The following is a 23193-nucleotide window of genomic DNA, read 5'->3' on the forward strand; positions in this document are numbered from 1 at the left end:
AAATTCGCGATCCGCCTCCGCTAACGCTCCGTCGCGATCTGCTATCCACCGCTAACGTTCCGCTATCCACCGCTATCTTCCGCGTCGCCGCCAAACCAACGCGCCCAGCAGCACGCCGCCAAACATCAGTGCGTAGTGTGCCGGCTCAGGGATGAGCAGGGGGGCGATGTCGCGGAAGATGTCCGTGGGGATGTGCTCGCCGGAGAGCAGGTTTGTTAAAATGACGACGGTTTGGTCGGTGTCTTTGTCGTAAAGGGCCAGTGCCTGATAGCCAAGGTAGTCGCCGGTGTGGCCCAGGAAGCCGTCGATCTCGCCAATGCCGAGGCCGTAGGCGTCATACTCGGGGCCGTCGCCGCCACCGGATAGGTCGATCATTTGCAGGCGCTCGGCCTGAATCTCGGGTGAGAGCAGCGTGCCGTAGGCGAGGGCCTCGGCCCAGATGCGGAGATCCTCCATGTCGGCAACCATAGCGCCGGAGCCGGCGGATGAGCTCGGGCTGGACGTGGTAATGTCCTCGTAGCCAACCTCCGAGTCGAACACGCCGTAGCCGCGCGAAAACGGATCGGGAATGTCGACCGTGACCGGGTAAAGGGTGTTGTCCAGGCCGAGCGGGGCCAGGACGTTGGTGTTGATTTCATGTGCGAGTGTGTTGCCCGTGACCTGCTCGATGACCATGCCCAGGGCGACGGTGTTCGTGTTGGAATACTGCCACTGTGCGCCGGGGGCGAAGTTGGCCCCGTTGCGATCGGCGACATCGACCAGCTCCTGCGGAGCCCACTCGCGGGTGAGGTCATTAAAGAGCTCGTTTACGAAGGCACCGTCTGCCGTGTAGTTGTAGATGCCGCTGGTCATGTTGGCGAGCTGGCGTAGCGTGGCGCTGCCGTTTTCAATGGTCGGCAAATATTTGCTGATCGGGTCGTCCAGACTGACCTGCCCGTTATCCACCAACTGCAGCAGACGGGTGACGGTGAACGACTTGGTGACGCTGCCGATGCGGGTGTGGTCACTGGTGGTGATTGGCGCACTGGTGTCGAGGTTGCCCACGCCACGCGCAAAGGTGGTGATCGCTGAATCGCCCTGCCAGACGCCGACGATCATGCCGGGCACGCCCTGGGCATCCTGATGAGCCGCAGCGATGTCGTAGATATCGGAGGCCAGATCGGCTTGAGCCAGCGTGGGAAGGATCAGCAAAGGTGTGAGCCGAATTAGGGAAGTGAGCGTCATTGTAGAATTGATCGATAGGGCCATTGGTTAATTTTGCAATTCTGTCTTGGACAATTGATCGCGAAAATTTATTCCTTGGATTATGGAAATTCTCGGTTTGCTCATGATGGTTGTGCTGTTCCTCGTCGCCCTGTGGGCGATTACGCTTTGCCTGCGCCTGGGCGCGAGCTGGGCGGGGATTCCGAAAAAGGAGAACACCATCGGCCGGGCGCTGATCGCGATGATCATCAGCTGGTTCGTGCTGGGCTTGCTCGGCGGGGGCGGCTCGATCGTGCCCGTCGTGGGGAACATCGTCGGCATGCTGATCAGCCTGATCATCAACGGCGCGATCATCGGGTGGGTCTACGGCGTTACTTTTGGCAAGGGCGTGCAGATCTACGCGCTGGCGCTGGTGGCGCAGATCGTATTGTTCGTTGTGGCCATTTTCATTCTGGGCTTGCTCGGGGTGAGCCTGGCCGCATAATTTGCGGCTTCCGCTTTTGCTGGCGCACTTTGCGTCGCAAAGCGTTTTTTGAAATCTTTTCTCTTTGACTTGTTCACAACTTGTGAATAACTCTCGGTCAGCCCATGTCGGAGAACTTTCCATCGAAGCGAGTGCTGGTCTTGAACCGCCTCTGGCAGCCGGTCAACATCGTTGGCGTTCGGCGGGCATTTTCATTGCTCATGCAGGAGCATGCGCAAGCGCTGGACAACACCAGCGGCAACTTCCAAATGCTCGACGCCGCGCAATGGATCGAGTTCTCCCTGGACAATCCGCCGGAGTCGGAGTTTGACGCAATTCACACCGTCAAAATGCGCCTGCGCATACCGTCGGTGATGTTGCTGCGTGAATACGACCGCGTGCCCAGCAAGGAAGTAAAGTTTAACCGCCGCAACATCTTTGAGCGTGACGACCATGTCTGCCAATACTGCGGCCACAATTACCACGAGCGCGACCTCAACCTCGACCACGTCATCCCGCGTGACCAAGGCGGCCGCACGACCTGGGAAAACATCGTGACCTCCTGCATTCGCTGCAATACGCAGAAGGCGAACCGGATGCCGCACCAGGCTGGCATGCGCCTGCTCAAGAAGCCCGCCCGGCCCAAATGGCGTCCGTTCGTAAGCCTCGTCGACGAGCAGGACCCCGAGCCCGAGTGGCAGCACTTCATCGGCAAATAGCCCAGCCAGCGTACCGCTGGACCGATTGATTTGCCCATTGGGCAAATGGCGGTGGGGCAGGGAGTTGGCCCGCGAATAAGGTGGCGCGGATCGTCCCCGATCCGCAAGGACTGAGGGGCAGAGCGAAGGTTCGAGTTATGCCTGGTTTCGCCCATGCGCGCGCTCGAACTGATGATCTTGATTGCCGCTGCTTGCGGATCGGGGACGATCCGCGCTACCTTTTTGTATTGTGGTCGTTGTCTGAATTACGTTGCTCCGGCGCGCCGGATCGCGCTAGGTCTAGTGTATGAAAATCGTTCGCGTGCGCACCCAGGGAAATCGCGTTGTTTACGGCGCGTTGCAAGATGGCGGGTCGATCCTCAAGCTAGAGGGCGACATTTATGGGGACTTCGAGGTCTCCGGTGAGGCCGTCAGTGGCGACATCCTGGCTCCGGTTGCGCCGACAGGTATTTTTTGCATTGGTCTGAATTACCGCGCCCACGCTGAGGAGACCGGTGCCCAGATACCGGAGCACCCGGTCCTTTTCATGAAGGGGATCAACGCCGCGAACGACCCCGGCGCGCCGATCGTTCTGCCGCGCCACCTTAAGAGCACCAAGGTCGACTACGAGTGCGAGCTCGCGGTGGTCATTGGCAAGGCCGCAAAGAATGTTCAAAAGGCCGATGCGCTGCGCTACGTGCTGGGCTATACCTGCGCGAACGACGTTTCTGCGCGCGATTGGCAAAAACACGGCGGTGGCGGCCAGTGGTGCCGTGGCAAAACCTTCGACAGCTTTTGTCCGCTCGGCCCGGTGCTGGTCACGCCCGACGAACTCGGCGACCCCAACGCCTTGCAAATCTCGACGACGATTAATGGCGAGCAACTGCAAAATTCCAACACGGCCGACATGATCTTCGACGTGCCGACGCTGATCGAATTCCTCAGCGGCAGCACGACTTTGCTCCCCGGCACCGTAATCCTCACGGGCACGCCGGCGGGCGTTGGCATGGGCCGCGACCCTTACCGCTGGCTCCAGCCCGGCGACGAGTGCACCGTGGAAATCGAAAAAATCGGGCAGTTGACGAATCCCGTCGTGGTGGAGGAAGTTTAAAGCTCTGGTAACGAATTTTCCCCAGCCTTGCCTTAAGGCGCGGGCCTTGCTTTAGGTTTCCCATGCGATCCGATGTAAAAACGGTTTTCTTCGATTTGGACGGCACGCTGATCGACCACTTTACGTGCATTTACCGCTGCTACGAGTATGCGGTGGGTAAGATGGGGCTGCCGCCAGTCAGCTATGATAAGGTGCGCGCGACGGTGGGCGGCTCAGTGCGGATCACCATGGGGAAGCTCGTGGGCGTCGATCGCGCGGAGGAGGGCGAGACGCTTTTCCGTGAACGCTTTGAGGAGATCATGCTCGAGGATTTGCATCCGCTGCCGGGCGTAGAGTCGCTCTTGCATCAGCTGCACGAGCAGGGCGTGCAATGCGCGGTGTTCACCAACAAGCATGGCCCGAGCTCGCGCAAGATTATGGCCCATCTTGGCTACGATGCCTATTTGAAAAAGACGATTGGCACCTACGACACGCCCTGGCGCAAGCCGGAGCCGGAGTTTAGCCAATACGCGCTAGAGCAGATGGACGCCGACCCGGCCACTTCGATCATGATCGGCGATTCGCCGTTTGACGTGCTGGCGGGCAAGGCTGGTGGCATGCGCACCTATGTCGTTGCCACGGGCAGCCACTCGGTGGAGGAGCTGGAGGCCAACGACCCGCCCACCGATGGCGTTTTCCGCGACATGGTCCACCTCGCCGAGGAAGTCTTTGGCTTGGCGGTGGAGGAGGTTGCTGGCTAGCTCCGCGTTCCTATAGAGTTAGAGTTCCCCCTAGCAGCGGCGATTATTACTGCGATTACTCATGCTGATGAAAAGTCCGCGCGTCGACGAATTCGTCCGGTTCGCCTTGACCTTTGACCTGGGTGGGCAAACCTTGGGCGGCTTAGATGGAGCGCTTATCAATAGTAATTCTTATTCTCATCGCGGCGATGGGGGTAACCGCCTGCAAGCCGAAACCCGAGGTCAAGACTTACACGATCCCCAAGGAGCAAACGGCCGCGCGCCCAACGATGGCGGCTGGCGCGCCCGCGGATTCACCGACGATACCAGCCCCTGGCGGTGCGACGGGCCCGATGATGAGCGGCCCCATGGCGGGCGGTGGCTCGATGACTGCGACCCCTGGCATGGTCGCGCAGGTGAGCGGTTTTCAAACGCCAGCCTGGCAAGCGCCCGCCGACTGGCAGGCGAAGGACCCCGGCTCCGTCCGAAAGGGCTCGTGGGACGTCGTCGGCGCAGGTGGCTCGGCGGATGTATCCATCACGGTCTTCCCGGGCGACGTCGGCGGTGATCTGGCCAACGTCAACCGCTGGCGCCAGCAGTTGGGCTTGCCCGCGGTGGATAACGCCGGTCTACAGCCCGCGCTCACCCACAAAGATTTTGCCGGCGGGCACGGCCACATCGTCCACTTGGTCGGGCAGAATGGCCAATCGATTTTAGGTGCCATTTTGCCGCGAGGCGGTGCCACCTGGTTCTTTAAAATGCAAGGCGACTCCGCGCTGGTGGAAAGCCAACTGGTGCCCTTTGACGCCTTTTTGGAAACGGTCGATTTCTCGGCCACTGAGACTCCCTGATGAATCCTGTATTTCGTTTTTTTAGTTCCCTTGGGCTGACGGTGGCGCTGCTCGCGCTGTCGATCGTGCTGGTCTTTTTCGGAACGCTGGACCAAGTCCAGTGGGGCATCAACCACACGCAAAAGCTCTACTTCGAGAGTTGGGTGGTGATGTCGCCAGTGGTCTCGCTGATCAAGGTTTTCACCTCGCAGCAGTTCGATCCGGACCTGGCGCATATCACGTTTCCGCTGCCGGGTGGTTTCACACTCGGGGCGCTGTTGCTCATCAACCTGAGCTGCTCGCATTTCCGTTATTTCAAGGCGAGCTGGAAGAAGTCCGGCATCGCCGTGTTGCACCTCGGCGTGCTGTTGCTGATCGTCAGTGGCTTCACCACGAGCATGCTGCAGGAGGAAAGCCAAATGCGGATGGACGAGGGCGGGGCACCGGTCAATTACTCCACCGATTTCCGCGCGGCCGAGATCGTGCTGATCGATAAGTCCGCCGCCGACTCCGATACGGTCACCGCCATCCCGTTTAAGCTGGCCCTCGACGAGGACACGATCGCGCTGCCCAACGGCTTTACGCTGAACATCATCGCCGCCGTCCAAAACGGGGGCATGGGCATCCGCAATAATTTGCTCAACGACTACCAGAGCTTTGTCATACAAAGTGAGCAGCCCGGCGCGCCCAAAATGAGCGAAGAGCAGTTCCGCCAGGTCAATGGCACCATCGCGGGGCTGCGCGATCCGAACGTCGTGATGATCGGCATGGACGGCACGCCATTGGTCAACGCTGCCGACCTGAATATGCAGGGCTTTGCGCCGCGCATGGACGGCATCGTCATTCAGCACCCACCGACCTTTAAAGAGGATGAGGCGAACATGGCCGCCGCCGCCGTGCAGGTCGTCGCCCCCAATGGCGAGGCGCTCGGCACGTGGTTGCTCAGTGCGGGGATCGGGCCGGAGTTTCCGGCGCAGGGCTTTGAATACGAGGGCAAGCGCTACGACCTCGGTCTGCGTTTCGAGCGCACGTATTTCCCGTTCACGCTGCAACTGATCGACTTTAAGCACGACCGCTACCCGGGTACCAACATCCCGAAAAATTTCTCTAGTGATGTGATCATCAACAATCCGCAGACCGGCGAAAACCGCCCGACGCTGATCTACATGAACAACCCGCTGCGCTACGAGGGCTACACGTTTTTCCAAGCCAGCTTTGCCAACGAAGACACGACCTCGATCCTGCAAGTGGTGAGCAACGCGACTTGGTGGCTGCCGTATTTGGCGATCACCTTGGTCGGGCTGGGGATGACCATGCAGTTTGGCCTGAGTCTGATGACTTTCGCCAACCGCAAGTCGGCCAAGAAGGCCAAAGAAAGCAGTGACGCGACCACGCCGAGTGGCGGCGTACTCGTGCCGGGTATTTTCCTGGCGATCGGTTTGCTGATCACCGGTGCCGGATTTTTCCAGAAGCCGAAGTCGGACTTTGCAGTGCAAAGCTTTGCCGAGCTGCCGGTGCAGAGCGGTGGCCGTATCTTGCCGCTGGACTCCGTGGCGATCAACTCGCTGCGCATTATTCAGGGCCGCCAAAATGTCCGCCTGGATGACGGCCGGAAGCTGACCGCCAGCGAGTGGCTGCTTGATCTGGCTTACAAGCCGGAGCTGGCCGACGATTACCCGGTCTTCCGCATCGTCAACGCCGAGGTGCTTGCGCTCTATGGCTGGCAGCAAACGGATCGCAAATATTTCTCGTGGAATGAGCTGAGCCCGGAGTTTTCGATGCTCGCCGAAATGGCGCGCCAAGTCCCCGATGAGGAAACGCAGCGTACGCCGTTCCACAAGGCGCTGATCAAGCTGACGAACGCCTTGACCATGTATAACGCGCTGGGCCACTCGCTGGACCCCGGTGCCGATTATCAGGCGTGGGAGGAAGTCGCCGGCCCCGGCAGCGAAGCGTTGCGCCAGCGTGAGCAGGGTCAGCCGTTTGACGAAGCCGCGCTGACGCCCTTCATCGTGATGGCCGATTATTACATGCGCCTCGCGCAAACGGCGGATCTCGGCGTGACCGCGCCGCCGGCGGGCAGCGGGAGCAACGACTGGCTAAACATCGGCGAGGGAATGTTTACGACGATTCAAAGCGGCGAGCTGAGTGACGTGGTCAAGGGCTACGGCGCGTTGGGGGTTGCCTACCGCGAAGGGCAGCCCGAGGCATTTGCGCAAACGCTGGCCGAGATGAAGGCCGAGCTCGCCTTGCAATCCAGCGCCAGCCGTGTGCAGTTCGAAGAGCTGTTTAACGTCATGCAGCCGTTCTATTATACGATTATTATCTACGTGATGATTTTCTTCCTGGTTTGCGTTAGCTGGCTTAAGTGGTCGGCACCGCTTCAGCGTGCGGCGTTTTGGCTGATGGTGCTGGCACTGGTGGTGCACACTTTTGGGCTCTTTGCGCGCATGTATATTCAAGGGCGGCCACCGGTGACGAATCTCTACTCGTCGGCGATTTTCGTTGGCTGGGTGTCGATCATCCTGGGCGTGATTCTGGAGCGGATTTACCGCAACGGCGTGGGTAGCTTTGTCGCGTCGCTGATTGGCTTTGTGACGCTGATCATCGCGCATAACCTCGCGCTGACCGGCGACACGCTGGAAATGATGCGTGCCGTGCTCGATGACAACTTCTGGCTGGCAACGCACGTGGTGATCATCACAGCGGGCTACGGCGCGGTCTTCCTGGCCGGCGCGCTGGGGCTGATTTACATTGTGCGCGGACTGATGACGCCGGGGCTCGAGAAATCCACCGCCAAGACGCTCTACGGCATGAGCTACGGCATCACCTGCTTTGGGCTGCTGTTCAGTTTTGTCGGCACGATGTTGGGCGGCGTTTGGGCCGACCAGAGTTGGGGCCGTTTTTGGGGCTGGGACCCGAAGGAAAATGGCGCGTTGATCATCGTGCTTTGGGGTGCGCTGATGCTGCACGCACGCTGGGGCGGTTTGGTCAAAGAGCGCGGCTTCATGGTGCTCGCCGTGGGGGGCAATATCGTGACGGCGTGGAGCTGGTTCGGGACGAATTTGCTCGGCATCGGCCTGCACTCCTATGGGTTCCTGAGCGCGGCCTTCACTTGGCTAACGATCTTCTGGGTGAGCCAGCTGTTCTTCATCGCCATTGGCTTGATTCCGCTGAAATACTGGTCAAGCTACAGCCGATGGAAAAAACAATCCTGATCGTCCTTACGGTCATCGCCGCCCTTGGTTTGACCGCTTGCGAATCGTCATCTGCAACTACTGATAATAGCCAATCAGAAGAGGTTCTCAAAATGCAACAAAAGCGCGAACAATATCAACCACAGGCCCCGGGTAACTGAGAACACATTATCTTATGAAAAAGATTCATATTACGTTCATCATTAGCTCTTTATTGGGCGCTTTTTTATTCGCTGGCTGCGAGAGTAAGCCGCTGACCCCTCGGGAGAAGCAGATTTACGAAAATGAGAAAGCTGAACTGGGTTACGAAAATCAGCAACAGCTTGAAGAAGTCGAGTATGAGCAAGGTTACGTCCCGACTGGCGATCCGCAGATCGATCCGTAAAAATTTTGACTGGAAAAACGAGAAACCTAGGTAAAATTGCCTAGGTTTTTTGGTGAAACCACATCACTGCTTTGCTAACTAGCCACTGTTTTAAACAAAATTTGTAACAAACGACATTTTTTATAAAAAAAAACGTGCAAAGCCCTAATATTTTCCGGAACATGTCGTATATATTATTGACGACATAAGTGTTGGGTAAAACCAACCTTTCAGTCAGTAGTAGCAGTAGTAGTAGTAGTAGCAGCCAGTCCCCGTCCCTTAGCAGGGCGGGGACTATTTTTTGCCCAGTTGCTGTGTGCCTTGGATATTGCCAAAGGTCAGAAAAATTGACGACTTGCTGTGTTTATTGTGGAATAATTATTCCTATCGCTGACACTTAAGTAACATGGCACGAATTTTACTAGCTATCCTCTGCATGCTGAGCTCTACCTCGATCAGCGCGAATATTCAGCAAGCAGATACGGATCTACCATTTGATAATGTAAGTGCTTACTCCTTGGAAAATGCCTTTCCGGGTTTGAGTTTTTCTGACCCGATTACGATTACCACAGTGCCTGGAGAGAGTGATCGTGTATTTATTGGAGAGAAAGGGGGGATGTTGTGGGTGATCCCGGATTTGAATGCGCCTGTGCTCGAAAAACAGCAATTCCTCTCTTTAAAGTATATACAGAATGCTTGGGAATCTGGATTACTCGGCGTGGCGTTTCACCCGGATTTCGCTAGCAACGGCTACTTTTACGTCTATTATACGCCTCATGAGTTCATTGATGGTGTACGGATTCGCTACAACCGGCTTTCGCGTTTTCAAGTCTCTGCGGATGATCCGAATGTCGCGGATCCGACCAGCGAATTGATTCTAATTAATCAACTGGACAAAGATATTTTCCATAATGCGGGAGACGTGCATTTTGGCAGCGATGGCTACCTCTACTTCACCAATGGAGATGGAGGAGATGCCAATGACAGCTACGATGTCGCTCAGCGGCTTGATTTGGACTATTTCGCCGGCTTGTTTCGCATTGATGTTGACCGGCTGCCCGGAAACCTGGAGCCCAACAGTCACCCGAGCGTGGTGCTAAATCCTGAGACTGGGAAAGCCAATTATGCTATTCCGGCGGACAATCCCTGGGTTGGTGCCACCAGCTTTAATGGCAGTCCGGTGAATGCCGAAGAGGTGATCATGGAGTATTTCGCAATAGGTCTGCGCAATCCGTTTCGATTTTGGATCGATGACACTTCGGGGAATATATGGATTGGCGATGTCGGGCAATACGCCCAAGAAGAGGTTGATATTTCGCGGGGCGGCGAAAATTTCGGCTGGGCCTACCGGGAAGGCCTGATTGATGGGTTTAAGAGCGATCAACAGCCCGAGGGCTTCGTCGAAACACCTCCCATCCATGTTTATCCACGCAATGAGGGTCGTGCGATTATAGGTGGGCTGGTTTACCGCGAAGATTTTTATCCTGAACTAGCGGGTGCCTACGTGTTTGGGGACTACGTTTCAGGGCGTATTTGGGCGCTGCGTTACAATGGAGAATCGGTTTCCCGTGAGCTGCTTACGCAACAAACTTCGCTGACTGAATTTGATCTGCATCCACAAACAGGTGAGATCTTAGTCAGCATTCGTGATAGTGGCGAGATTATGAAATTGGTCCGCAATGATGAGTTAGCAGCCTTACCGGAGACGCTCTCGGAAACAGGTGCTTTTACCTCACTGCAGGATATGACGCCCGCTGCCGGAGTTATCCCGTATGAGCCGAATGTCAGCTTTTGGTCCGACCATGCCATCAAACAGCGTTGGTTTGCGTTGAGTGGTGAGGAGCCCTTTGACTATTCGCTCGATGAGGGCTGGACGGCACCCACTGGCGCGATTTGGGCCAAGCACTTCGAACTGGAACTGGAGCGGGGTAATCCAGACTCGCGAAAACGCATCGAAACGCGCTTTCTGGTAAAAACCGAAGCCGGCGCTTATGGTGTATCTTACCAGTGGAACGAGGCGGGAACCGAAGCCACCCTAGCGAGTGCCGATGGCGTGGATATTGCCTTGGATATCGTTGATGAGCACGGGTTTGAAAAAACGCAAACGTGGCGCATTCCCAGCCGGTCTGAGTGCATGCAGTGCCACAGTGCGGTATCCGGTTTTGCGCTGAGCTTTAATGCACGGCAGCTAAACCGCTCCGATGAGTTTGCGGGGCAGTACCAAAACGTGTTGGCTGGGCTGACTGCCATGGGGTATTTGGCTGGAGGGCCAGACAGCGAGGAGGTCAAATACATCCCAGCTTTTGCGACCAAAACAGACGAATCGCAGAGTTTGGAATTTCGAGCGAGAAGCTACTTGGCGGTCAATTGCGCACAATGCCACCAGCCCGGTGGTGCCGCGATATCGGATATTGATTTGCGCCCGCATCGCAGTTTGCGAGGGACGGGGATGATCAACGCTTTGCCCGGCAACGACGCTGGAGGCAATGGCGATCCGGACAACCGCGTTATCGTTCCGGGGGACCCCGACCACTCTGTGCTGCTGCAGCGACTTTGTGCCTGCAACGGCTTTACCCGAATGCCCCCTCTGGCGACTTTCGAAATCGATGATGAGGGCGTGGCGCTGATCCGTGATTGGATTTTATCGCTAGCCGGATATGAATCCTACCATGAGTGGATTGAGAATTATTTCAGCCTAACAGCGCCTGAATCCGCTGCAGATGTCGATGCTGATGGCGATGGCTTTTCGAATGAATTTGAGCATCTCGCTGGCACGAATCCGAACCGATTTGCGGATGCCTGGCAGCCAACATTCCAGATGGACGGTGATCAGTTGCAACTCCAGTATCAAACTGTTCGCAACTTACCGCTGTTGATTGAAGCTTCGAATGATCTCGTTGATTGGCAACTTTGGGAGCAGGGACCGCAGTCTCTGCTTTCGACCGAGGGCGGAGCCACCATGGTTCATGATCTCGAGTTGGAGAGTCCGCTTTTTTTGCGGTTTGTATTTCCTGGAATTCCAGATTCCACCGAAGACTAGTAAAGCAGGCGTTTCGCGAGAGTTTACGGCCTAGTGCTTGCCCGAAAAGGGCAGTAATTCCGCAGCGAATGGTTGCATGCGGGGCGGTGGCGGTTCAGGTTGGTGGTTGGTATGCCGCGTAATGATCAACCTTCGCTGTTTCAATCTGACGAGCCTAAAACGGGTGCGCAGGTTGGGGGGACTCCGGCGAAAGCAAAGGCGCATCAGCCGCTGGCGGTTAGGATGCGGCCGCGGAATTTATCCGAAGTTATTGGGCAGGAGCACTTGTTGGGCGAGGATTGCCTGCTGCCGCGGTTGATCAAGGCGGATTCCTTCGGCAGTCTGCTGTTTTACGGTCCCCCGGGCTGTGGTAAGACGACGATGGCCGAGGTGATTGCGGAAGAAACTGGTAGCCATTGCGTGCGTTTAAATGCCGTGCTGTCGAACGTGGCCGAGCTGCGCGACGTGCTTCGGATGGCCCGCTATCAGCCCGATCAGCGAACGATACTTTTCATCGACGAAATTCACCGTTTCAACAAGGCGCAGCAAGACCTGCTCTTGCCCGATGTCGAGGCCGGACACGTGCGCCTGATTGGGGCGACGACTCATAACCCTGGCTTTTATGTCATTCCGCCCTTGCTTTCGCGGAGCCATCTATTCCGGCTGGAACCGCTGCCCGAAGACGCGGTGGTCAAGGTGCTGCGACGGGCGCTGGAGGACGAGGAGCGCGGGCTCGGCAAAACCCATTGCACGGCACCGGACGAGGTGTTAATCGGCCTGGCGCGCCTGTGTGATGGCGATACCCGTCGCGCGCTCAATGCGCTGGAGACATTGGTGCTCAGCAAGCCGATGGGGAGCAAGGCGACCACGGAGGATTTAAAGGTCTTCGCCCGGGAACGGCAGATTCGTTACGACAACAACGAGGACGAGCACTACGACACGATTTCTGCCTACATCAAGAGCATGCGCGGGGGCGATCCCGACGCGGCGCTTTACTGGTTGGCTAAGATGCTGGCCGGCGGCGAAGATCCGCGGTTCATTGCCCGGCGGCTCGTGATTTTGGCCAGCGAGGATATTGGCATGGCGGACTCTCGTGCGCTGCCGCTGGCGGTGTCGGCGTTTCAGGCTTGTGAGTTTATCGGCATGCCTGAGTGTGAGCTGAACCTTGCTCACGTGACGGTGTTTTTGGCCTGCGCGCCCAAGAGCAACTCGACCACGATGGCGATCAGCGCGGCCAAGCAAGCGATCCGCAACGGGCCTCTGCAAGCCGTGCCAATGTGGCTCCGCGATGCCCATACGAAGCTCAATAAGCAGCTTGGGCAGGGCGAGGGGTATCGCTATAGCCACGATTACCCGGAAGCCGTTTCCGGACAGGAATACATGATCGAGCCTCAAACTTTTTACCGGCCTAAGAAGTCCGGTGCCGAGACCGCTATTGGCGAACGGCTGGCACAGTGGCGGACCATTAAGGCCGAGATCCAGCGCAGTGAGGGAGGTCAGGAGTGAAAGTGCTCTAACTGTGGGCTGTTGACCCGTGTGGGAACTTGTCGCTTGAGCATTGGTCCTTAGTGGCTTAGAAATTAGTTCATGAAATTTGCAGAAAACCTTCGATATGGTCTGGCGCTGTTGTTGCTGATGGCGACCGGAGCGCTGCATGGGCAAGTGGCAGAGGGGCAAAAGCTCGAGCCGGAGCTTGGCCTATACTTGGATATCAATGAAGAGGAGTGGGGGGCCGCCCAGCTCAACTTGCGCATCGTGAATAACAATTTCCAGGCATATTTCATGGACGCCGAAGGTCTTCTGGTACCGCCACCGGTGGATAAGCTGATCGTTCACTATTCAAATTTTGTGCGGAAATCCAACGCCAACATGACCATCACCCTTGAGCCCAGCGGCCTGATGATGACGTCTCCGCGCGTTATCTCGCCGCCATATCGCTATCAGGTGCGTCTGTTTTTAAAGAAGACCGTGAACCCTGATGCCTACTACAAGGATAGCTACGAGGAGAAGGAGTTTATCGGCATGCATATTTTAGATCAATTAGGCGGCGACAAGCTGGAGCTGACGTCGGTTACTCCGACCAGCGTGGAAGTGGAGACACCTGCCGAGGAAGAGAAAGCGGCAAACTAAGGCATGGCCGAACCGAAAGCGAATAATTGGCTGGCCTGGCTGCGATCCTGGGTGCTCATTGCGCTAGGCGTGTTGCTGGCAGCTTGGACGAGTGACGGCATTAGCTTTCGCAGCGATGGCTCCTTGGTCATGGGCGTGTTGCTGATCAGCGTGCTCAATGTCTTCTTGCGGCCGATTCTGCTGCTCTTTGCGTTGCCCTTTGTGGTGCTGACGCTCGGGCTGGGCATCTTTCTGATCAACGCCTTGCTGTTCTGGCTCGCAAGCAGCATTGTGCCCGGCTTCGAAGTGGCGGGCTTTGGCTCGGCGCTGTGGGGCGCATTTGTCGTGAGCTTCACCAACTGGCTGGCCACGGCTTTGCTCGGTGGACCGCGCAATGTGCGCGTACGCGTAAATCGCGGCCAATCCGGCGGTAAGGGTCCGGATCGCCGCGATGATGACGTGATCGACGTTTAGTCCACGTGTTTGTGGATCAGGTCCTTGGTCGTCAGAAGCTTGACGAACTTCTTCATCGCCGGAGTCAATACGCGGCCTTTGCGGTGGACGATTGCCAGGGGGCGTGTCACCTTCTTGCCGCGTAGGGAGACGGAGGCGAGCAGGCCTTGCTTGACCTCTTGCAAGACCGTGGTCGAGGGCACGAGCGCGATGCCGGCATCGATTTCCACGGCGCGCTTAACGGTCTCAATGTTGTCGAATTCCATGACGGGATCGATATCGAGCTTGTTGTCGCGGAAGAGTTGATCGGTGGCCTTGCGGGTTGGGATGTCCTGATCGAAGCCGATAAATTTGTGGTTTTCGAGCTCCTTGAGGTCGACGGATTTTTGCTTGGCCAGCGGGCTGCTTGGCGAACAAATAACCACGAGTTGGTCTTCTTGGAAGGGGATGGTTTCGAGCTGGCGCATTTTTTGCGGATAAGCAACGAGACCGAAGTCCACCGCATTGTGCAGGATGTCTTCGTAAACGAGGTTGGCGCGGCGGTATTCCACGCGGACGTTGACGTCGGGAAACTCTTGCAGAAACTCTTTCACGTAGGGGGGCAGCTCGTGCAGGCCAATCGAATAAATCGTGGAGATGTGGATGGTGCCGCTGATGACCTTCTTCATCTCCTGCAGCTCGCTCATCAGCTTTTCATAAAGATGGAGCAGCTCCTTGGACGATTCGTAAAGCTTCGCGCCTTCGCGGGTGAGATGGAATTGCTTTTGACTGCGGTCCACGATTAGCGCATTAAAATGCTTTTCCATCGCGCGCAATTGCTGGCTGACGGCCGACTGGGTAATGCCATTTAATTTAGCAGCCTTCGAAAAACTCTGACTTTCAACGAGATCAGAAAAGATTTTCAGATTTTCAATATGCATAATAAAACCTAATATCACAATTGCTAATTGGATTGCAACCTAAAAAATAGATAAACTTATCGCCTTTTCGAAGTGATTACCTACGAGCAGTTTTACGAAAATCATCAACGCGTGCTGGAGCGGGTTTTAGCCGCTTGCGCGCGTGCCGAACGGGACCCGGCGACAGTCAAAGTGCTGCCGGTGACGAAGACTCACCCCATCGATGCCGCGCTCTACGCCGGCCGGGCGGGCTACACCGCAGTCGGTGAAAACCGGGTGCAGGAGGCTGTGGACAAGATGACGACGGATGCTGGCGTGCAGTGGGAACTCATTGGCCACTTGCAGTCCAACAAGGCAAAACTAGCCGCGGAGAAATTTCACCGCGTGCAGTCCGTCGATAGCGCTAAGCTGGCGAAGAAATTAGCCACCGCTGCCAGTGAGCAGGGGCGCGTGCTGCCGATTCTGCTACAGGTGAACGCGGGGGATGATCCGGCGAAGTTCGGTCTCGGCTGTGAGGAAACTCCGGCGGTGCTGGAGCTTGTTCTTGGTCTGGAGTCGCTCCAAGTGGACGGCTTGATGACCATTGCTCCCCTGTCGGATGATCCGGATGTCGCCCGAAAATGCTTCGAGCGGTTGCGGGATTTGCGGGATCAGTTGGAGGCGCGTTTCGGCGTCAACTTGCCCGAATTATCGATGGGCATGAGTGGCGACTTAGAGGCGGCTGTAGCCTCAGGAAGCACGATGCTGCGCGTTGGCAGCGCTTTTTTTGGAGCGCGCTGAATTGTCGCGCCATAGGTCGGCCAGTGCAGTGTCCAAGAGATTTTCGGCCACGCGGCGCATTGCCTCGGCAGAGTCTGCAGGCGCAATCTTGCTAAGCTCTGGGCTGTCGCCGATGATATGGACCTTAGTCGAATGATGGGTAGATGTTTCCATGTATGACTACATGTATAATCGGAACCAATGATTCGCCTTTAAGCGAAAAGTTACGGTGCCTTGGGAAAACCGAGATTCTCGCGCAGATCACGCACGATGCTCTCCAGCCTATCGGTGCCCTGTTGGATCTGCTGGATGCTTTTTTCGGTCTGGGATTCGTCCTGGGTACGCTTGAGGATCTCGCAGTGGCCCCGGATCAGGAATATCTGACCATTGAGGTCATGCACTAGCGAGCGGAAGGAGTTTTCCTCATTATCCGACAGATTCATGGGGGTTACGATGGGTGTTATTGCGCGTTGTGCAACTCAAACCGCTTCCACACCCATGCTGTCCAGCAGGCTGCTGATGTAGGGGATCAACTGCTTCTTTCGCGATACAATGCTCGGCAGGTCGAAAATCGTGCGATGATGTTCGATATGCGTGAAGTTGATGCTCGCGATGATTTCGCTGTCGCCCGCAGTGACGAGCAGGGAATTTTGCTGATTGATGTCGGTGACGAGCAGGCAGGAGAAATCCAAGCCCTGGCTTTCGAGGTAGCTCTCCAGGGCAGCCTGAATGGCATCATGGTGCTTCCAGAAATTTTCGTAGCCGAGCTCCTCAATCTGTGAAACCGAGTATTTAATGCCGCCCTGCTCATACTGCTTGCAGTCGGTCTCAATGACGCGATCAGGCGAGGAAGTCAGGATAATTGAGCCAGAGTTGAAGACAATGTCGCACATTTCCTCCACGCTGACACCGGAAATTTCAGACAGCCAAGGCAGCAGTTCGGCATCTTTGGGCGTGGAAGTGGGGCTCTGCAAATTGAGCGTGTCGGAGACCAGGCCAGCCATCATAACGCCCGCGATCTCTGGCGAGGGGGTGATGTTTGCGGCTCGGAACATGCTCGCAATGATGCTGCTGGTCGAGCCGATGATTTCGTTGCGAAAGTAGATTGGCTGTGCAGTAGCTGGGTTAGCAAGGCGGTGGTGGTCAATGACTTCGACAATGTTGACATCGCCCGCGCCATTGACGGCCTGGCCTAGCTCGTTGTGATCAACCAGCACCAGGCGTGTTGGCACCGGCTTGAGCAAGTCAGTCTTGGAAAAGAGGCCGATGAGCTTCTTTTTCTCGTCAACAACGCAGAAAATAGGGGCACTCAAGGTGGCAATTTTGCGCTTCACCGTGAGGACTTTTTCATCGGCGGAAAAGGTGGGCACTTCGCGATCGATCATCGGTGCCACCAGGGTGGCGGTTCGAATGATCCACGAGGTGGTGGCAGAGTCAGCCTCGCTGACGATCAGGGAGACGCCGCGATCCGTGGCAAACTCCACGACTTCCTTGTCCACTTCGAGGCCGCCGGTGATCACGACGAGCCGCGCGCCGCTCTGGATGGCCTTCTGTTGGATATCATAACGGTCGCCTACGACGACGATGCTTTCCTTGAAGGAGACGCCTTCGCTCTCGGTAAACACGCCGAAGGAGCGGATGTCCATCGCGCCGACGCGCACGTAGAGATCTTCGACTTGCTCGGGGTCAACGACGTTGAGCACCTCGGCCTTGAGCGCGCAGATGATGTTTCCGATCGAGGTGTATACGTGGCGCATTTTGCGCGGCTCTTTGGGCTTGGGGATGAAAAATTCGCCCAGTGAAAAGATGGAAACCTGCCCGGCGAGCATGCCCGCTTCATCAATAACCGGCAGTGAGCGAATGTCGTGTTCGTCGATGATCTCGAGGGCTTCGGCACAGGTGGCCTTGTCATCGATGCGGAAAATTTTGCGGCGCATGATGTCATGCACGCGGGGGGTCACATCGCCAATAAAGAGAGGAAGCGGTTGGTTGAAGCGCTTGAGGATGGCATCGATCCGGGCGTTGGAATTGCCACAGCGGGCCGCAACATAGCCTTTTTCGCCAGTGGCTTCCTTGTACGAGGCGTAGGCAATCGCCGAGCAAATCGCGTCGGCGTCCGGATTTTTGTGACCAATGATGTATGTGGGGATCATGTAAAGCGTTCGGGTAATGTTAACTTAGCAAATTACCAACCTATTTGTCGAATGCGAGACTGAAAGGCAGAAATGGAAGAAAATGAATGAAAACGCGCGAATTCTACCAAACGCGTCATGGCTGAAATCTACTGACGTAGGGCATGAAAAAAGCCGGAGCGTGGTGCTCCGGCTTGAGAAAAATAGGATCTTTCGATTCTCGGCTTAGCTACCTCCTCCGCCGGGAGCAGGGTATGGCTTGGAGTTCGAGGTGGTCTTGATCGCCTGGCTGATGTCGCTGGTGGGGGTGCCGGGAGTCTCGGAGGCCGAGCCGGAAACCAGTTGGTTTTCCGTGTCGGAGATGTTCGTGTAGAAGGTCACGTGGCCGTCCATGAATGCGATGTGACCACCTTCACCGGTCCAGGGGGAGGTGTTGCTCCACTTACCGCTGCTGTCCAGACCCTTGGTCCAGATCAACGGGGTGGTGGAGGTCGGTGCATTCGGGCTCAGTGCGACTGCTACGGAGTAGCTCGGGTCGTTATCACCAATGCTGCCCCAAGTTTCGTTACGGGTGAAGCCGCCGGTGTCGGTGCGCACACCGATGAAGCCAGGAACTGTATCCATCGCGGCAACGTCTTCGTCTGAAGCGAGGAACCACAGGGAAGCGTCACTCAGGTCGACATTGTAGGCCAGAACTTCGGCGAATGCCTTGGGGCTGTTCGCTGCATTCTTGGTGGTTGGTGGTGAGAATGTGCCATCGGCAATGGACTTGGTGCGACCGCCGCTGGTTGCGAAATTGTTAAAGCCAAGCGCGATCTGGCGCATGTTGCTGGAGGACTTGGCTTGGTCGGCCTTGGTGCGAACGCTGCCCACTGCGGGGATCAGAATTGCGGCCAGAATGCCGATAATAGCGATAACCGTGAGGAGTTCAACAAGGGTGAAGCCTTTACGGCTGATTTCTTTACGAGATAGTGTCATGTTCCGGGTGTCGGGTTAGGATTGAGACGCAAATGATTAAACCTGCGCCTATTATATATTTCAGGTTATGATATGAATATCACTTTCTGGCTGCTGAAAAGCAAATTTTCTCGCCAAAGTGCGATATTTTCAAGGGTTTAGCTCTTTTCTTGATCTAATAGGGGAGGGGAAATTTTTCGGAAAGTTCCAATGCGATTGCTTTGGCTTGAGCGATTTTTTCTTCGCTTTCCGGGTCGCTGAGGACCAGGTCTATCGCCTCTACAATCTTCACCATTTCCGCTTCCTTCATGCCACGGGAGGTGACGGCGGGTGCGCCGAGTCGTAACCCACTGGTTTGGAAGGGGCTACGCGTTTCGCCGGGAACGGTGTTGCGGTTGGTGGTGATGTTGGCCTTGTCCAGCGCGATCTGGGCGACCTTACCGGTCAGGTCCGGATGCGATGGGCGAAGATCAACTAGCATTAAGTGATTATCGGTGCCATCGCTCGTAAGTTTATAGCCTTTTTCCGTCAACGCTTTGGCCATCGCGGCGGCGTTGGCCTTAACTTGCTTGGCGTATTCCTTGAAGGCCGGTTTGGCGGCTTCCTGGAAGCAAACGGCTTTGGCCGCGATAATGTGCATCAGCGGGCCACCCTGGCCACCGGGGAACACGGCGCTGTCGATTTTTTTAGCAAACTCTTCGTTGCACATGATCAGGCCGCCACGCGGGCCGCGCAGGGTCTTGTGCGTGGTGGTGGTGACGAAGTCTGCGATGCCAACCGGTGACGGGTGCTCACCGGCGGCGACGAGGCCGGCGATGTGCGCGATGTCGGCCAGCAGGAGTGCGCCAACGCTCTTGGCGATCTCACCCATGCGCGCGAAGTCGATGATGCGCGGGTAGGCAGATGCGCCCACGGTGATCATTTTGGGCTTTTCCTTCTCCGCCTGGGCGGCGAGGCCATCGTAGTCGATGCGGCCGTCTTCCGGGCTCACGAAATAGTGGACGACGTCATACAGCTTGCCGGAGAAGTTGGCCGGGTTGCCGTGGGTCAGGTGACCGCCGTCGGAGAGGTTCATCGTCAAAATCTTGTCGCCGGGCTGAAGCGTGGCGGCATAGACGGCGAAATTGGCCTGGCTGCCGGAGTGCGGCTGCACGTTGGCGTGGTCGGCACCGAAGAGGGCCTTGGCGCGGTCGATCGCGATCTGCTCGACGACATCGACGAACTCGCAGCCGCCGTAGTAGCGCTTGCCCGGGTAGCCCTCGGCGTACTTGTTGGTCAGCACGCTGCCAGCGGCTTCAATGACGGCGGGCAGGGTAAAGTTTTCCGAGGCGATGAGCTCGATATGGCTCTGCTGACGGGCGCGTTCTTGCTCCATGGCAGCGAAGATATCGGGATCGAGCTGCGCGAGCGGGGTGGCGTCTAAGGCGGAAGTTGCTTCGGTAATCATGGTCAAAGTTCTAAGTTGATGCATTTTGCGCCATTCGCAAAGGAAAATCCGGGTTTCCTGCATAACTTTCCGGGTTGCGCCAATGCCTCACAATTCCCGGGCCGCATCGATCTCGGCCAACATGTCGCGGACTTCGGTTGCGTTCTTTACGCCGGGGATGCTGATGGCATTGACGCTTGTGGTGGTAAGCTTGAGGGTGTCGATGCCGTGACGCCTCATCAGCCAGCCGTTGACGACGGAGTAGTCGACAATCGCGCGGAAGTGAATTTTCCGGTCCAAGCGCATGCCCAGATTATCTTTGATGTGTAGGAATGGCCCCACCACGCTCAGCTCGATTTCATCTGCGCGGCGAGCCGCCGATCTGCGGATCAAAACAAAGTAAATGGCCAGGGCTAGCGCCAGCCCAAGCATTATCCAGAATGCGATGGATGCGCCTAAGTGCAGTGCTATTTTCCAGTAGGTAGGTTCTACGATGTCGCGAACTCCCTCAGTACCGCGACTTAGGCCAATCAGGCCACTAAACATGACGAATAGCCAACAAATGAAGCTAAGCCCGAGACTATTCAGATACCGACGTAGTCGATCGCGGTCGATCTCGATGGTAATGTTTTCAGGATAGCGGTCTTTCATGGTCTGATTATCCCCGATCTTAGACCATCACGCTATGGTAATTGAGGGCTTCGTTTGTAACGCTTCAAAGCCGACAACGCGGTTTCTGCGAATTACCGTAAAAGGGGTGCAGCGCGGCGTCGCCGTTCAGTTGGAAGGGGGCGAGAGCGGCCTGGAGGCGAGAAATGGTTTCCGGGCCCGGATCGAACAACAGCAGGTCCACGTAGGTATTGAGCATGCCGGTAGCGCCGCCGAGGCAGATGCCGCGCTGATCGGGCTGCAGGGCTTGTTCCAAGGCATCTTCAATTTCGCCGCGCTTGGTGGCCTCTTCACCGCGGGGCAGGTGGGTGCTCGGGAAGCAGACAAAGGCAAACTCCGCGCCAAGCTCGGCAATGGGGTCGTCGGCCATTTGGCCTTCTTCGCCGAGGTATTCGTTGATCAGCTTCATGTGGCGTGTGCTGCCGGCGATGGTGTCAGCCCGCAGAAAGCGGTCGCTGGGCTCGGGCAGTTGATACACCTGATAGCTGCCGTGTGGGGCGGCGTCTTCCCACTTTGCGCGGATTTTTTCCACCTCATCACGCAGCTCGTGCATGGGCACGGAGTTGGCCAGGCGGTCGTTGCGGATGTGGATCTCGCCAATGTGGTTTTCCACCGCGTCCTCCCCGAGGGCCTCGTCGAGCATGATGAAGGTGATCTGGTAGGCAGCTTTTTCGGGCAGCTCTTCAAAGGACGGATGCCAGGCGCTCAGGTTGATGATCTGGTTGTCGCGCTGCGGGTGGGCGGAAACCCAGGTTTCGCCGGCCTTGATGGTGAGGTCCTTGATGTTAATGCCGGTCTCGGCGCTGATCGTATGCGAGGGTTGGCGCGAGGCGTAAAAGGTCCACCCGGGCAGCTTGGGTGCCTGCGCCAGCCAGTAATCGCTCAGCAGGCGCTTGTGGGCGTTGCCCTCCGGTGAGAGGGTAAACGAATGCCCGCCTTGCTCCTTGGGGCCAGGGCCAAAGACCCACGCCATGCCCGGGAGTAGCTGGTTGACCTTAGCGCTGACTTCTTTGGCCAGCTCGGGGCAGCGCTTGTCCTCGATGGTGTCGTAGAAACGTTGCGCCTCAGCGGCATACCACTGCCAGAAGGCCGTGACCCGCTGGTTAAACGGGATGATTTGGGGCGGCTTGGATTTCCGGCGGAAGAACATGGTGGCTCGTTCTATCGGTCCAGAATGAGCGCCGATTAATCTTCGGCTTCGATGGCGGCGATCTTCTGAATGCGCCGTTCGTGGCGTTCACCCGGCTCTTGCGGGGTGTTGATGAAGATACGCGTCATTTTCGCGGCCATGTAGGGCGTATCGTATTTTTGCCCAAAGCAAATGATGTTGGCGTCGTTGTGGCGGCGGCTGAACTCGGCCGCGTCCTCATTGTGGCAGACTGCGGCGCGCACGCCGTGAACCTTGTTCGCGCTGATGCTGATGCCAATGCCGGTCGTGCAGATGAGCACACCGTAGTCAACGGTCTTGCCGGCGACGTCCTTAGCGACGGCTTCACCGAAGTCCGGGTAGTCAACGCTGGCGGTGCTGTCCGTGCCACGGTCGACGATTTCGTGGCCGTCTTCAGTCAGGGAGGCGATGAGCGCGCTTTTTAGCTCGAATCCGCCGTGATCGGAACCAATGGAAATTTTCATGTCTAGGAATTGTAGTAGGGAGGATATTGCTCGCGGAGAAATTGCAGCAGGCTCGGGATGGCTTCGACCATGGAGTCGCGGCAGAGCTCATACTCCGGCAAATTGCGGCCGTAGGGGTCCGGGATTTCGATGGAGGCATCCTTGGGCATGAGTTCCCGAAACAGATATAAATGCTTCGGCACGTGCTCAAAGTGCACCTCGATCAGCGCGCGGTGAGTCTGCGTCATGCAAAACACGGCAAAGGCCTTATCGAGCAGTTCCTGGCTGATTTGCTGGCTGCTGTGGTCCTGCAGGTCCAGACCCACGCTCTTGAGCGCCTTGACTGAGTTCTGCGAAGCCGGATCGCCATCGTAGGCGGAAATCCCGGCCGAGGCGACTTTTAGCTGATTCAGCGGTGCATCCTCTGCGGCCAGAGCATGCGCCAACAGGCGCTCTCCCATCGGACTGCGGCAGATGTTGGCGGTGCAAACGACAATGATGTGGTCGCGCTCGGGCATATGGCATAAAACTTATACCGCCCCGCGCGATCCATGCACGAAAAAACGTTAGCGAA

At 56.9% G+C, this 23193-nt stretch carries 23 protein-coding genes; 13 read left to right on the forward strand and 10 right to left on the reverse strand.

Translation table 11 applies throughout. The annotated features are described in order from the left end of the window. Positions 1-72: 72 nt before the first annotated feature. Entirely contained in the window at positions 73-1224 is a 1152-nt protein-coding gene (locus tag O3S85_RS16875; RefSeq protein ID WP_269541975.1) for a serine hydrolase domain-containing protein, read from the reverse strand. 82 nt (positions 1225-1306) lie between these two features. Between O3S85_RS16875 and O3S85_RS16880 the strand changes: the two genes are divergently transcribed. The 12 genes from O3S85_RS16880 to O3S85_RS16935 all read left to right on the forward strand — a co-directional run bounded on the left by O3S85_RS16880 (position 1307) and on the right by O3S85_RS16935 (position 14187). After that, a complete protein-coding gene (locus O3S85_RS16880) occupies positions 1307-1687 on the forward strand; it encodes a hypothetical protein (protein WP_269541976.1) in 381 nt (126 codons plus the stop codon). 104 nt (positions 1688-1791) lie between these two features. Beyond that, positions 1792-2385 (forward strand): HNH endonuclease, encoded by a 594-nt coding sequence (locus tag O3S85_RS16885; RefSeq protein ID WP_269541977.1) that lies wholly within the window; start codon positions 1792-1794, stop codon positions 2383-2385. Between the two features lie 286 nt (positions 2386-2671). Then, positions 2672-3475 (forward strand): fumarylacetoacetate hydrolase family protein, encoded by an 804-nt coding sequence (locus tag O3S85_RS16890; protein ID WP_269541979.1) that lies wholly within the window; start codon positions 2672-2674, stop codon positions 3473-3475. A 62-nt stretch (positions 3476-3537) separates the two neighbouring features. Further along, a complete protein-coding gene (locus O3S85_RS16895) occupies positions 3538-4215 on the forward strand; it encodes an HAD family hydrolase (RefSeq protein ID WP_269541980.1) in 678 nt (225 codons plus the stop codon). A gap of 146 nt (positions 4216-4361) precedes the next feature. Beyond that, positions 4362-5045: a hypothetical protein gene (locus O3S85_RS16900; RefSeq protein WP_269541981.1), complete on the forward strand. Its 684-nt coding sequence runs from the start codon at positions 4362-4364 to the stop codon at positions 5043-5045. Continuing rightward, positions 5045-8242: a cytochrome c biogenesis protein gene (locus O3S85_RS16905; RefSeq protein ID WP_269541982.1), complete on the forward strand. Its 3198-nt coding sequence runs from the start codon at positions 5045-5047 to the stop codon at positions 8240-8242. Before O3S85_RS16900 ends, O3S85_RS16905 begins: the two co-directional genes overlap by 1 nt. Continuing rightward, the gene (locus tag O3S85_RS16910) at positions 8224-8382 is read left to right on the forward strand and encodes a hypothetical protein (protein WP_269541983.1); all 159 of its coding nucleotides are present in this window, start codon (positions 8224-8226) and stop codon (positions 8380-8382) included. Before O3S85_RS16905 ends, O3S85_RS16910 begins: the two co-directional genes overlap by 19 nt. 14 nt (positions 8383-8396) lie before the next feature. Next, positions 8397-8606 (forward strand): hypothetical protein, encoded by a 210-nt coding sequence (locus tag O3S85_RS16915; RefSeq protein WP_269541984.1) that lies wholly within the window; start codon positions 8397-8399, stop codon positions 8604-8606. 415 nt (positions 8607-9021) lie between these two features. After that, positions 9022-11625 carry a PQQ-dependent sugar dehydrogenase gene (locus O3S85_RS16920; RefSeq protein WP_269541985.1) on the forward strand — a complete coding sequence of 868 codons (2604 nt, stop codon included), beginning with the start codon at positions 9022-9024 and terminating at the stop codon, positions 11623-11625. A 222-nt stretch (positions 11626-11847) separates the two neighbouring features. Beyond that, a complete protein-coding gene (locus tag O3S85_RS16925) occupies positions 11848-13110 on the forward strand; it encodes a replication-associated recombination protein A (RefSeq protein WP_269541987.1) in 1263 nt (420 codons plus the stop codon). Between the two features lie 81 nt (positions 13111-13191). Continuing rightward, positions 13192-13734, forward strand: coding sequence for a hypothetical protein (locus O3S85_RS16930; RefSeq protein WP_269541989.1), 543 nt, complete (start codon positions 13192-13194; stop codon positions 13732-13734). A gap of 3 nt (positions 13735-13737) precedes the next feature. Then, positions 13738-14187: a phage holin family protein gene (locus O3S85_RS16935; RefSeq protein ID WP_269541990.1), complete on the forward strand. Its 450-nt coding sequence runs from the start codon at positions 13738-13740 to the stop codon at positions 14185-14187. Here the strand turns inward: O3S85_RS16935 and O3S85_RS16940 are convergent. Further along, entirely contained in the window at positions 14184-15086 is a 903-nt protein-coding gene (locus O3S85_RS16940; protein WP_269541991.1) for a LysR family transcriptional regulator, read from the reverse strand. The genes O3S85_RS16935 and O3S85_RS16940 overlap by 4 nt on opposite strands. Positions 15087-15158: 72 nt before the next feature. Between O3S85_RS16940 and O3S85_RS16945 the strand changes: the two genes are divergently transcribed. Beyond that, on the forward strand, positions 15159-15845 hold the full coding sequence (locus O3S85_RS16945) for a YggS family pyridoxal phosphate-dependent enzyme (protein WP_269541992.1): 687 nt from the start codon (positions 15159-15161) through the stop codon (positions 15843-15845). 203 nt (positions 15846-16048) lie between these two features. Here O3S85_RS16945 and O3S85_RS16950 read toward each other — a convergent pair whose 3' ends face one another. The 8 genes from O3S85_RS16950 to O3S85_RS16985 form a co-directional block, all read right to left on the reverse strand. Next, complete coding sequence (locus O3S85_RS16950) at positions 16049-16267, reverse strand: histidine kinase dimerization/phospho-acceptor domain-containing protein (protein ID WP_269541993.1); 219 nt, start codon at positions 16265-16267, stop codon at positions 16049-16051. A gap of 36 nt (positions 16268-16303) precedes the next feature. After that, positions 16304-17977: a putative manganese-dependent inorganic diphosphatase gene (locus O3S85_RS16955; protein WP_269541994.1), complete on the reverse strand. Its 1674-nt coding sequence runs from the start codon at positions 17975-17977 to the stop codon at positions 16304-16306. Positions 17978-18181: 204 nt separating this feature from the next. Then, positions 18182-18934 carry a type II secretion system protein gene (locus O3S85_RS16960; RefSeq protein ID WP_269541995.1) on the reverse strand — a complete coding sequence of 251 codons (753 nt, stop codon included), beginning with the start codon at positions 18932-18934 and terminating at the stop codon, positions 18182-18184. A gap of 154 nt (positions 18935-19088) precedes the next feature. Continuing rightward, positions 19089-20360 (reverse strand): serine hydroxymethyltransferase, encoded by a 1272-nt coding sequence (glyA, locus tag O3S85_RS16965; protein WP_269541996.1) that lies wholly within the window; start codon positions 20358-20360, stop codon positions 19089-19091. 87 nt (positions 20361-20447) lie between these two features. Then, complete coding sequence (locus tag O3S85_RS16970; protein ID WP_269541997.1) at positions 20448-20990, reverse strand: hypothetical protein; 543 nt, start codon at positions 20988-20990, stop codon at positions 20448-20450. Positions 20991-21054: 64 nt separating this feature from the next. Next, complete coding sequence (locus O3S85_RS16975) at positions 21055-22158, reverse strand: hypothetical protein (RefSeq protein WP_269541998.1); 1104 nt, start codon at positions 22156-22158, stop codon at positions 21055-21057. Between the two features lie 35 nt (positions 22159-22193). Beyond that, complete coding sequence (gene rpiB / locus O3S85_RS16980; protein ID WP_269541999.1) at positions 22194-22640, reverse strand: ribose 5-phosphate isomerase B; 447 nt, start codon at positions 22638-22640, stop codon at positions 22194-22196. A 2-nt stretch (positions 22641-22642) separates the two neighbouring features. Then, a complete protein-coding gene (locus O3S85_RS16985; protein WP_269542000.1) occupies positions 22643-23137 on the reverse strand; it encodes an arsenate reductase/protein-tyrosine-phosphatase family protein in 495 nt (164 codons plus the stop codon). Between the last annotated feature and the right edge of the window lie 56 nt (positions 23138-23193).

The sequence above is a fragment of the Cerasicoccus sp. TK19100 genome (assembly GCF_027257155.1).
GTDB classification, from domain to species: domain Bacteria; phylum Verrucomicrobiota; class Verrucomicrobiia; order Opitutales; family Cerasicoccaceae; genus Cerasicoccus; species Cerasicoccus fimbriatus.